Origin of the sequence: Ilyobacter polytropus DSM 2926, from assembly GCF_000165505.1 — a bacterium.
In the GTDB taxonomy this organism is placed as follows: Bacteria; Fusobacteriota; Fusobacteriia; order Fusobacteriales; family Fusobacteriaceae; genus Ilyobacter; species Ilyobacter polytropus.
In genome coordinates this window covers 339,178-350,874 of record NC_014633.1, presented here as the reverse complement: position 1 = coordinate 350,874, position 11,697 = coordinate 339,178, and the positions used below count along the sequence as shown (strand labels likewise).

At 34.8% G+C, this 11,697-nt stretch carries 8 protein-coding genes; 5 read left to right on the top strand and 3 right to left on the bottom strand.

Annotation, left to right across the window (positions count from 1 at the left end; all coding sequences use genetic code 11):
• The 4 genes from ILYOP_RS11550 (at position 1) to fabK (ending at position 4,447) form a co-directional block, all read left to right on the top strand.
• On the top strand, positions 1-1,458 hold the full coding sequence (locus tag ILYOP_RS11550; RefSeq protein ID WP_013388679.1) for a glutamate synthase subunit beta: 1,458 nt from the start codon (positions 1-3) through the stop codon (positions 1,456-1,458).
• A gap of 167 nt (positions 1,459-1,625) precedes the next feature.
• Positions 1,626-2,375: a phosphatase gene (locus ILYOP_RS11545; RefSeq protein ID WP_013388678.1), complete on the top strand. Its 750-nt coding sequence runs from the start codon at positions 1,626-1,628 to the stop codon at positions 2,373-2,375.
• A 124-nt stretch (positions 2,376-2,499) separates the two neighbouring features.
• The gene (locus ILYOP_RS11540) at positions 2,500-3,435 is read left to right on the top strand and encodes an NAD(P)H-dependent flavin oxidoreductase (protein ID WP_013388677.1); all 936 of its coding nucleotides are present in this window, start codon (positions 2,500-2,502) and stop codon (positions 3,433-3,435) included.
• 70 nt (positions 3,436-3,505) lie between these two features.
• Positions 3,506-4,447: an enoyl-[acyl-carrier-protein] reductase FabK gene (gene fabK / locus ILYOP_RS11535; RefSeq protein ID WP_013388676.1), complete on the top strand. Its 942-nt coding sequence runs from the start codon at positions 3,506-3,508 to the stop codon at positions 4,445-4,447.
• Positions 4,448-4,513: 66 nt separating this feature from the next.
• On the opposite strand, the gene ILYOP_RS11530 is transcribed toward fabK, so the two are convergent.
• The 3 genes from ILYOP_RS11530 to ILYOP_RS11520 all read right to left on the bottom strand — a co-directional run bounded on the left by ILYOP_RS11530 (position 4,514) and on the right by ILYOP_RS11520 (position 10,006).
• Positions 4,514-5,680 carry a class I SAM-dependent methyltransferase gene (locus ILYOP_RS11530; protein ID WP_013388675.1) on the bottom strand — a complete coding sequence of 389 codons (1,167 nt, stop codon included), beginning with the start codon at positions 5,678-5,680 and terminating at the stop codon, positions 4,514-4,516.
• A 120-nt stretch (positions 5,681-5,800) separates the two neighbouring features.
• The gene (locus ILYOP_RS11525; protein ID WP_013388674.1) at positions 5,801-8,818 is read right to left on the bottom strand and encodes an AAA family ATPase; all 3,018 of its coding nucleotides are present in this window, start codon (positions 8,816-8,818) and stop codon (positions 5,801-5,803) included.
• Positions 8,819-10,006, bottom strand: coding sequence for a metallophosphoesterase family protein (locus ILYOP_RS11520; RefSeq protein WP_013388673.1), 1,188 nt, complete (start codon positions 10,004-10,006; stop codon positions 8,819-8,821). It abuts the gene before it with no gap.
• Between the two features lie 428 nt (positions 10,007-10,434).
• Between ILYOP_RS11520 and ILYOP_RS11510 the strand changes: the two genes are divergently transcribed.
• A complete protein-coding gene (locus ILYOP_RS11510) occupies positions 10,435-11,694 on the top strand; it encodes a mechanosensitive ion channel family protein (protein WP_013388672.1) in 1,260 nt (419 codons plus the stop codon).
• The last annotated feature ends 3 nt before the right edge of the window (positions 11,695-11,697 follow it).

Genomic DNA, 11,697 nt, shown 5'->3' with positions numbered 1-11,697 from the left:
ATGGGTAAATTAGGTGGATTTTTAGAAATACCAAGAGAAGAGGCTCAAAAAAGACCTGTTGACGAGAGAATAAAAGATTATAAAGAGTTATATAAACCATTTACTGACGAATATTTAATACAACAAGCTTCTAGATGTATGGATTGTGGTATTCCTTTCTGCCACTTTTCATGTCCAGTTGGAAATGTGTGCCCAGAATGGAATGACTTTGCTCACAAGGCCAAATGGGAAGAAGCTCTTGAAGTACTCCACAGTACAAATAATTTCCCTGAATTCACAGGAAGGGTATGTCCTGCTCCATGTGAAGGGGGATGTGTCTTAGGAATCAATCAGGAGCCTATCACTATAAAGAATATAGAGCTTAACATAGTAGAAAAAGGTTGGGAAAAAGGTTGGATTAAACCAATCCTTCCCAAAAATAGAACTAATAAAAAAGTTGCTGTTATTGGAAGTGGCCCTGCTGGACTGGCTGCCGCTCAGCAGCTAAATAGGGCTGGACACAGTGTCACAGTTTACGAAAGAGATTCAAAGGCTGGAGGGATAATGACCTATGGTATCCCTGACTACAAAATAGAAAAGTGGACTGTAGACAGAAGGATAAAACAACTGGAACAGGAAGAGATAAAATTTGTCTATAATACAAATGTCGGAGTGGACCTAAGTATAGATGACCTGGAAAAACAATATGATGCAGTTGTATTGGCTGGAGGATCAAAGCTTGCTAGAGACCTTCCTGTTTACGGAAGAGAGTTAAAAGGTATTCACTATGCTATGGACTACCTTGTACAGCAAAATAAAAAATTAGAAGGAACAGAAATTCCTGCTGATGAGCTTATAAATGCAGATGGAAAATCTGTAGTCGTAATAGGTGGTGGAGACACTGGTGCTGACTGTATAGGTACAGCCCTTAGACAGGGTGCTAAAGAGATCTATCAGATTGAACTTTTAGAAAAACCACCTCTTGACAGGCCACAGTCAAATCCGTGGCCAAACTTTCCTCAGGTATTAAAAGTTAATACCGCCCACGAGGAAGCTGAGCTGTGTCTAGGAGGGGTATGCAACACCGATATAAGACAGTGGAATATCCTTACAAAGGAATTTACAGGGGATGAAAAAGGAAATGTAACCACTTTCCATGCTGTAAGAGTAGAGTGGAAAGATGGAGAGAACGGAAGAAAGTATATGGAAGAAGTTCCAGGAACTGAATTTACCCTCGATGCTGACCTTGTCCTACTAGCTATAGGTTTTGTACATCCAGAGCATGAAGGTCTAATTAGCAATCTCGGTGTAGAATTAGACGGAAGAGGTAATGTAAAAACAGATGAAAATTATATGACTAGCAAAAGCGGTATATTTGCAGCAGGAGATATGAGAAGAGGTCAATCTCTTATTGTCTGGGCTATAAATGAAGGAAGAAAGGCAGCTGAAGTTGTAGACGAGTTTTTAAAATCAAATTAAAAAAACTTAAATCAAACAAAAAAAATCCCGGAGTTAATTCCGGGATTTTTTATGAAAATATTTTTAATAATAATTTCAAGAATTCATTGGGGTCTATATTCATGACTTTTTTAGTAATCTATGATATAATATATATAATTTATAAATAATTTTTAGGAGGTTATAATATGAAATACCTCATAGATTTACATACCCATACAAACGTAAATCCTCATGCATATAGTACTCTAGGTGAAAATATCCTGGAAGCTAAGAAAAAGGGGATGAAGGTTATTGCAATAACAAACCACGGCCCCGCCCTCCCAGACTCGCCTCACTGGTGGTCTCTTAGAAATTTAAGGGCTCTTCCCAATGAGATAGACGGCATAAGGGTATTAAAAGGTGTGGAAGCCAATGTTATAGATGAAGATGGAAGTATTGACCTCAATCAGTATATTTATGAAATAATGGATGTAATACTTGTTGGATTTCATCCGGTAAGAGGATACCCCGATGGAAAAGACAAAGAAAAAAATACCAGAACCATGATTAATCTTATAAAAAGTCAAAAGGCAGACATAATAGCCCACCCGGGAAATCCAAAATTTTTAATGGATTACGAAAAAGTTATCAAAACTGCTAAGGAGTATAATGTCGCAATAGAACTAAATAATTCATCCTTTAAAGGTTCAAGAGAGGGATCTGAAGAAAACTGTAAATCAATAATGTCTATTGCTAAAAAACACGGATGTTATCTCTCTTTAGGAAGTGATGCTCACTTCTCTCAGTCTGTAGGGGATCTAGATATAGTTGGTGGATTACTTGAGAAAATTGAATACCCTAAAGAACTAATTTTAAATTCAGATACGGAAATTTTAAACTCTTTTTTGAATTTGAGAAAAAAATTAAAACCAAAAGAAATACCAGATAATGTTTAAGTTTTATGATGGTTAACGTAGGATTACACGAGTCTATCCTCCCATAAAGCCATTTACTTTTTAGCTTATTTATGATATAAGTTAATGTGATTAATTACGTGTGTTATTTAAGGAGGAATTTATAATGTCTATTAAAATAGGTAATCTTCAGGTAGAACTTCCTATTATACAAGGAGGTATGGCTATCAGAGCATCCATGGCAAGACTTGCCGCTGCTGTGGCCACTGAAGGTGGAATCGGCCTTATCGCCGGAACAGCCCTTTCTCCAGAAGAGCTAAAATCAGAAATCGAAAAAGCCAGATCACTCATAAAGAAAAAAGGTGGAGCATTAGGGGTAAACATAATGTTCGCTGCAAATAACTTTATTGATCTTGTAAAGGCATCTATAAATGCCGGGGCAGACCTTATCGTTTTTGGAGCGGGTTTTTCAAGAGATGTATTTGAACTAGGTAAAGAATCAGGTGTACCTATAGTTCCTATAGTTTCTTCACTGAAGCTAGCTAAAATCTCAGAAAGATTAGGAGCATCTGCAATCATAGTAGAGGGCGGTAATGCAGGAGGACACCTAGGAACTGATTTAGACTCTTGGGATATCGTTGGAGAGATAGCTGAAAAGATCTCTGTCCCTGTTTTCGGTGCAGGTGGAGTGATAACTCCTGATGATGCCAGAAGAATGTTAGCTCTAGGAGTCGACGGTATACAGATGGGATCTAGATTCATTGCCAGTGACGAGTGTGAAGTCAGTGATGAGTTCAAAAATATGTATATCAATGCAAAAGAAGGTGACGTTGTAGAGATAATGAGTTCTGCCGGACTACCTGCAAACGCTATAATCTCACCATATGTAGAAAAAATTCTAAATGAAGAAACTGAAAGACCTACAAAATGTAGTGGTTGTCTAAAAAAATGTACCATGACATTTTGTGTAAATGAAAGACTTGTCAAAGGACATGAAGGAGACCATGAAGAGGGTATATTCTTTGCCGGAAAAGATGCTTGGAAAATCGAGGAAATTCTTTCTGTAGAAGATATTATGAAAAAATTCAGAGAAGTTTTCTAAATTTTTCTTAACTTTTCTTGAAGATTTGTTTATAATCTAACTTGATATATCTTACCTTAGGAGGAAATTTATGATTAAAAATAGTGTTTGTGAACTTCTTAATATAGAGTACCCGATATTTCAGGGGGCCATGGCGTGGATTGCCGATGGTCACCTGGCAGGCCATGTATCCAAAGCGGGTGGACTAGGTATAATCGCAGGCGGTGGAATGCCTGCTGAAATTCTAAGAGAAGAGATCAAAATAGTAAAATCAATCACTGACAAACCCTTTGCAGTAAACCTTATGCTTATGATGGAAGAGGTGGCTGCTCAGGTAGAGGTCTGTATAGAGGAAGGGGTTCCTGTAGTTACAACAGGTGCAGGTAATCCAGCTCCTTATATGGCAAAATTAAAATCTGCAGGGATAAAAGTTGTACCTGTGGTACCTTCTGTGGCCCTTGCAAAGAGAATGGAAAAAATTGGTGCAGACGCCCTGATTGCAGAAGGGACAGAAGCCGGAGGACATATCGGTCAGCTGACTACAATGACACTGGTTCCTCAAGTAGTAGACGCAGTGAGTATACCTGTAATAGCTGCTGGAGGAATAGCTAGTGGAAGGCAATTTATGGCTGCCTTGGCACTAGGAGCAAACGGTGTGCAGGTTGGGACAAGGTTTATAGTGGCTCATGAGTGTAATGTCCATGACAATTACAAGAATGCTATTTTAAAAGCAAAAGACAGGTCAACAGTTGCAACTGGAAACCATACAGGACATCCAGTGAGAGTAATAAATAATAAGCTTGCAAAAGACCTAATCCAACTTGAAAAAGAAGGTGCCCCTGCTGAAAAGCTAGAAGAGATGGGTAAAGGAAGTCTGAGATTAGCTGTTCAGGACGGCGACATTGTAAATGGTAGTGTTATGGCCGGTCAGGTAGCATCTATGATCTGTGAAAAGCAAAGCTGTCAAGATATTATTTTGGACTTGATGGAGGATTTAAAAAATAAAATTACTCATTTCAAAGGAAGTTACTAATAATTTTATAATAAAAGCACCATTAAAAAGATGCCCTCTTAAATTTGAGAGGGCATCTTTTATTTTTTAAACAAGATCAATTTTATTCTTTAAGGATTTTTCTAAATAAGGATCTATACTCCACATCTTTTTAAATTCATAATACTCAGATTTTGCTTTCTTGCTCGGAGAATTTTTATTTATAGCCCTTATAACTATATTCTTTGGAGTGTGTTCAGTATCTATAAACTCAAAAATCTCAACAGAATAACCTAATATCTCCAAAATATTACCTCTTATAGAATCAGTTATCATAGAGGACATTCTCTCTTTAAGAATTCCGTGTTTTAGTATAGGGGACATTGTTTTATTGCGTACCTGCCTAAAGAGCTCATGCTGACAGCAAGGAACTAAGAGCAGTAGCTTTGTATTCCAGTTTACAGCTTTTATAAGTGCATCATCTGTGGCAGTATCACATGCATGGAGGGTTATTACTATATCTATGTCATTATAATCTTCAAAACCTTTTATATCACCTATTTTAAAACTAAGATTTTTATAACCCAATTCTTCTGAAACTTTGTTACAATAATTTATTACGTCAACCTTTAGATCAAGACCTATTATCTCAACCTCTATACCCAGTTTCTCTCTGAGATACCAGTATAACGCAAATGTAAGGTATGCCTTCCCTGATCCGAAATCAACTATCTTGAGTTTTCTTTGGATATCTAGGTTTTTTATAGAGTCCTCTATAATTTCCAGATATTTATTTATCTGCCTGAATTTATCATATTTATTTTTATAGACCCTGCCTTCAGCATCCATAACTCCTAATTTATATAAAAAATTACAAGGCTTATCTTCCTCTATCAAATAATTTTTCTTTCTGTTATGTGAAAGATTCTTTTCCTGAGTTTTAGTAGCCTTATTTTTAATGATTTTTACCTGGTTTTTCTTGTTCACCAAAAGCTGATAATCTCCATCTGAAGCAAAGATTACTCCTTGTTTAAAATATGTTTTAAGGAGCACTAAAATCTCTTCTATTGCTTCCTCAGAACTCATATTTTCATGAGTAGTGTTTTTATCAAAAATATAAGAAAACTGATACTGTTGTTTATCTTTTGATAAAAAAGGCTTTATGGAAACCTTATTAAACTTAACATCAGATCCCTTTTTTTTATTACTCAGTGTGGCCGATATCATAGACCCGTCTGAACTTATTTTCTCCAGTAATTTTTTTAATTTATCCATCTGTATCATCTCCAACCTTTATATATGACAGTTTCCCAAGGAAACATATCAACAAATATATTCAATCTCTTTATTCTATCACGTATTCAAATTTTTATAAAGAGTTGCAGAAAGATTCCTCTATACCATCTTAACCACAGTCCCACTCTCTCCTGGTACAGCAGCATAAACTTCTAGTTTTCTAGGCACACGCTCCTTTATGTCCTCTACATGGGTTATTATCCCCACCTTTAGCTTTTCTTGATTCTTCAGTGTTTCAAGGGAGGTTATCACCCTGTCAAGAAGTGAAGAGTCCAGAGTTCCAAATCCTTCGTCAAGGAAAAAAAATTCAAGCTGTGATTTTCCTTTAAGTTGTATCTGATTGGAAAGGGCCAAGGCCAGAGAAAGAGAGACAAGGAAAGTTTCACCTCCAGAAAGTGTGGAACTCCTTCTTCTTGCCCCTCCGTTGAAGTTGTCTACTACTAGAAAGTTGGCCGAATCATCTATTGTAAGACTATATTTACCATTGGTTATTCTAGAAAGCCTTAAAGCAGCATTTGAAACTATTCCTTTGAGTCTGCTCACAGCAAGGTACTCTACAAAGGTATTCCCCTGAAAAAGCTTTGACAGGTCTTCTAAAAGACTGAGCTCTTTTTTCTTGATGGCCAGCTCATTTTTCAAACCTCTCACTTCTTTTAAAAGTTTTTCCATATCTGACAGATTTTTTTCAAGAAGAAGAACTTTGCTATCTAATTTTTCCTTTTGATTTTCAAGGTAGCTTTTATCCTTTTGCAAATTCTCCCATTGTAATTCGGTAACCATTTTATCTTTTATTTTATTCTGGAGGTTATCCAAAGAGATTCTGTTTTTTTCATATTTACTCTTATATTCTTCAATCCAGTTTTTCAGATTTTCCATCTCATTCTCTGGAATAAAAGATTCCTCGACTTCGTTTTTAGATATAAACCCAAAACATTCCATTTTTTCTTTTGCTTCTTTGCTGTACAGTTCCGCTTGAGATTCTTTTTCTTTCAGAGAACCGTTTATTTCCCACAGGCTGTTCTTTGTATTATTTATAACTTCATTCAAATTTTCTTGAAGTTTACTGTTTTCTTTTATACCTGATCTCAGATTTGTAAGATCTTTTTTTATTTCTAGCTGTTCTTTTTTTATTTCTTTCATTTGAGAAAGACGTATTTCAAGATCTTCTATACGCAAGCCATCAGACATATATGACGGAACTGTCTGTATTAGTTGCTTTTTTATAAAATCTCTTTTTTTGATTTTATTTTTTTCCAACTCCTCGTGGTTTTTCAAAAACTTTTGGCAGTTTTCTTTTTTTTGGGTCAAAACTGTTTTGTCTGTGGAAAGTTGGTTTTTTAAGCTTGTAAGTTTTTCTTTTTTTGTAGCTATCTCCTGATTTTCAACATCTATTTTTTCAAACTCTTTTTTCAGTTTTTCAATTTTAGAGTTTATATCTGATGTGTTTCTTTTATTTAGCTGAATTCTTTTATTTTCAAGATCAGAAGATATTTTTTCCAAATTTATTCTGTATAATTTTTTTTCAAGATTTTTTTTATCTGCTTCTATAGACTCTATGAGACTTTCATCTGAGTTTTTTTGAGAATCCATTGCTAAATTAGGATGAGTCTTAGAACCACATACTGGGCAAGGCTCTCCTTCCTTTAGGTCTTTTGCTAGTCTTTGCGCAATCTTCTCATCTTTTTCTTCACAGGCCTTTTTCAGTTCTTGATCTTTTGATAAAAGAGTTTTCTCTAAGAAACTTTTTTCCTTTTGTGATTCATCCAGATCTTTTTCCAATAATTTTATATCTTCTTCTAAAAACTCAACCTCTTTTTTTTCAATATTAAGAATCTCTATTTTTTTTCTGACAGCTTCAAGGGCATCATTATCTTTATCTTCTAAGTCTTCTAATTTTTTATCAACCTCTGACAAATTTTCTATATTTTCTTCTTGGATCTTTTGAAGCTTCACAAGATTAGTTTTTTCTTCTGAGATATTTTCACCAAGATTGGTTAATTCACTTTCTAATTCCAAAAAACTTTTTCCATTATGAACTCCATTACTTACAGCATCATATTCTTCAGAATCTAAATTAATATCTTGATCTCTTTCTATTAATTTCTGTTCAGACTCTTGAAGTTTTTCTAAAATATCTGAAAAAGCTTTCTTTTCATTTACTTTTTCCAAAAGCTCTTTTTCCTTTAATTCAACCTGATTTTTATAGTCACTTATACTTTTTTCACACTGAGAAAGTTTATCAAAAAATTTAATGACCTGAGCTGATCTTTCACCTTTTTTTATTTTTTCATCAATATTTTCTGACATTTCTTTTTCAGAATCCAGAGATTTCTTTTCATCTAAAAGCGTGTTTTTTTCTTTTAGAAGCTTATAAACTTCCTCTTTATCAGAATACTCCTTCATAAAAATTTCAAACTTTTCAAAAAGTTCTTTCTTTTCATCTTGAAGTTTAGCAAATTCTTCTTTTTTCTCTTGGAGTTCTTCAAGACTTACATCTCCCTTACCTAAAATAATGTTATCTAGTGCAGCTACTTCCTTTTCCTTAGAATTTTTTTCTCCCGAAAGTTTCATCATTAGTTTTTTTCCGTATTCCTCAAGCCCAAATACTCTTTCTAACATATTCCTTTTCTCTTTCCCAGTAAGTTTTAGAAACTCGCTGAATTTTCCCTGAGGAAGTACCACAGACCTTGTAAAGTCATCCATAGATAAACCTATTATCTCCCCTATACAGCTGTTTACCTCCCCTACCTTGTCAGCCCTTATCTCTCCATTTACGATAAAACTCGCCTTAGACTGCCCGAATTCATCTTTATTTTTCTTTTTTGGAAAAGTTCTCTCTACATAATATCTATCCTCCCCTATGAAAAACTCGTAAGCTACCATTATTTTTTCAGAGTTTATATTCAGAAGGTCAATGAGCTTATCATCCTTTGTATCCTTTATTCTGACAACATTTCCGTAAAGAGCCAGAGTCAATGCGTCTAATATAGTGGACTTACCGCTTCCTGTCTCTCCGAATATTCCAAAGAGTCCGTGCTCAGTAAGAGTCTCAAAATCTATAGTCTGTTTCTCGTTAAAACTCTGAAGCCCTTGGATTTCAAGTTTTATAGGTCTCATTTATTCCACCTCTCCTGTAATTCTCATAAAAACTTCCATAATTTCTTTTGAAGGTTCACTGTTTCTGCTTTTTTTGTAAAAATTCTTAAATGCCTTTGTTATATTTTCAGGTGTATATTCATTTATTTCAAAGGAGTTGTTTTCTTCCCATCTTACTTTCGGGATTATCTCTATGACGTTTTTATTGGCCTTTATAGCCCTTACTTCGTTGCTATCAAGAGGTCTGTCTGTATCTATTTCGAGATAGATCCACTCCTCTTCTCCCTGAAGAGACTCTGATTTTTCAATGGCATTTTCTATTCCCTCTATAAAATACCTCTTTATAGGTTTATAATTCTCTACCTCTATACTTTTTATCTCTGTATTTAAATTTCCATTTAGTTCGGCAGTATACACCTTTTTAGGATATCTGTTTTCACTGACTCTATATTCTATAGGAGATCCAGAGTATACCGCTCTTTTTTTCTCAAAACACATAGGTCTATGTATATGCCCCAAGGCTATATAATCTGCTTCTGGTAGATCAGATAAATTTACCGCCATACTGCCACCTAGCTCTATAGACCTCTCGTCCCCGTCTCCAGAGGAACCAGTCAGAAATATATGTGACATTACTATTCCAGGGATTTTTTCAGGTTTTTCATTTATTCCATCTTGCAGTATTTTCCCGATTCTTTTGCTGTAGCTAATCTGATCCTCAGAATCCCCTGTTACTGTAAACTTTTCTCCCAGTGACTTTTCCCCAGGATAGGGAAGAGCATAAATATAAACCCTCTCACCAGAGATATCTATCTCTATCCCCCCTTCTACAGAGGAAACCACCTTGTATTCACCGTAGATTCCAGTTTCTTTCTTCTCAAATGGCTTTTCAAATATAATTATGCCCATTTCTCGTGATAAGGGATTGCTAGCAGCAAGACGGTCTGCACTATCATGATTTCCCGGTATTATCACAACAGGCCTTTTCCCACCATCAGACAGCTTTTTTACACCTCTGTAAAAGAGTCTTTCTGCATCACTAGGTGGATTTGGCACATCGTAAATATCCCCCGCTACCAGCACAATATCCACTTTTTCACCTTCTGCTATTCTCACAAGATTTTCCATAAACTTTTCCTGTTCAGATATTCTGCTGTAACCTTCAAGTTTTTTACCCAAATGCCAGTCTGATGTATGTAAAATTTTCATAATTATTCTCCTTCTAGATTGTTTTTAGTTTTTTCAAAATTATCAAATCTATTTAAATTTATATTCTTTTCTCGTTATAAAAAGTTAAACAAATTAATTTGCTAGTTAAAAAAATTCGTATAAATTACTGAATTTATCCAAAGATCAGTGTCAAAAGATTTTGTCACGAATAAAAGTCGATGAAAGGCAAAAAAATTAGCACTAATAAGGGAGGAAATTCCCTTGGGGTACTTTTCTTTCAAGAGAAAAGTAATGAATCCTTATAAATTCAATCATTTAACCAGAAATAAAAAACTTACTCAGACTAATTATACACCTGACTACATTGCACATAAAGTCTTTTTCATAATTTTATGGTTTATTTTTTTGCCAATGAGTTGTAAAATTAATATATTAAAAATAGTCAGACTGAAAAATCGGAGGGAAATATGAAAAAACTAATAATAGAACTACTACAAAAAAACGGTGTAGGTTCACAACTGAGCCAGTATATCAGCTATATTGTTTTAATCTGCATAGTCTTTATTGCCGCCCTATTGGCAGACCTTATATCTAAAAAAGTCATTCTTATAGCTGTGGAAAAACTTGTGAAAAAAACAAAAAACAGATTTGATGACATATTCATGGACAAAAAGGGATTTCATTATCTATCCCAAATAGCACCAGCAATTGTGATCTATCTCTCTGCAGGTATGTTTCCCCTCATCAAAACCGGGCTTCACAAACTGTCGCTTATTTACCTTATTATAATAACGATAATCGTCTTATTCAAACTCATGGAATCCATAGAGGAAGTTTATTCAGGATTAAATATATCAAAGGAGAGGCCAATAAAAGGATATATCCAGGTATTTCAAATGATCGCAACTATCATCGGGGGTATAATGATTATCTCCAACCTGATGAATAAGTCTCCATGGAAGCTACTGAGTGGTATAGGGGCTGTAACTGCCATCGTTTTACTTATTTTCAAAGACTCTATTTTAGGCTTCGTAGCTGGTATACAACTCGCTGCCAATAACATGATCAGAATCGGAGACTGGATAGAGATGCCAAAATATAATGCCGACGGAGATGTAATAGAGATCAATTTGACAACTGTCAAGGTACGTAACTTTGACAAAACAATCACTACAATACCAGTGTATGCCTTTATATCAGACTCCTTTAAAAACTGGAGGGGAATGTCTGAGTCGGGAGGGCGTAGGATAAAAAGACCTATATATATAGATGCTACTACAATAAAAATCTGTACAGATGAAATGCTTGAAAAATATAAAAAAATTTCATATATTTCCGAATATATAGGGGAGAAAAGTTTAGAAGTAAATGAATACAATAAAAATATTGATATATCTCAGACAGCAAATGGTAGAAGACTTACAAATATAGGTACTTTTAGACACTATGTCCTATCGTATCTCAAAAATAATCCTGAAATCAATCAAAATATGACACTCTTAGTGAGACAGCTCGAGATAACTCCCCAGGGATTACCCATTGAAATCTACGCCTTTTCAAAAGATGTGGTCTGGCAGAACTATGAGAAAGTACAGTCTGATATATTTGACCACCTTCTAGCTGTACTTCCCGAATTTGATCTAAAGGTATTTCAAAATCCATCAGGAAATGATTTCAAAAATAGCCTTCTAGGAATTGATAATTCATATTTTCAGCAAACTAGATAAAAT

What these genes read in the sequence shown, in the direction of transcription:
- ILYOP_RS11550 (WP_013388679.1), top strand. Translation starts at nt 1, where the DNA reads ATGGGTAAATTAGGTGGATTTTTAGAAATACCAAGAGAAGAGGCTCAA.
- ILYOP_RS11510 (WP_013388672.1), top strand. Translation starts at nt 10,435, where the DNA reads ATGAAAAAACTAATAATAGAACTACTACAAAAAAACGGTGTAGGTTCA.
- ILYOP_RS11540 (WP_013388677.1), top strand. Translation starts at nt 2,500, where the DNA reads ATGTCTATTAAAATAGGTAATCTTCAGGTAGAACTTCCTATTATACAA.
- ILYOP_RS11525 (WP_013388674.1), bottom strand. Translation starts at nt 8,818, where the DNA reads ATGAGACCTATAAAACTTGAAATCCAAGGGCTTCAGAGTTTTAACGAG.
- ILYOP_RS11530 (WP_013388675.1), bottom strand. Translation starts at nt 5,680, where the DNA reads ATGGATAAATTAAAAAAATTACTGGAGAAAATAAGTTCAGACGGGTCT.
- fabK (WP_013388676.1), top strand. Translation starts at nt 3,506, where the DNA reads ATGATTAAAAATAGTGTTTGTGAACTTCTTAATATAGAGTACCCGATA.
- ILYOP_RS11545 (WP_013388678.1), top strand. Translation starts at nt 1,626, where the DNA reads ATGAAATACCTCATAGATTTACATACCCATACAAACGTAAATCCTCAT.
- ILYOP_RS11520 (WP_013388673.1), bottom strand. Translation starts at nt 10,006, where the DNA reads ATGAAAATTTTACATACATCAGACTGGCATTTGGGTAAAAAACTTGAA.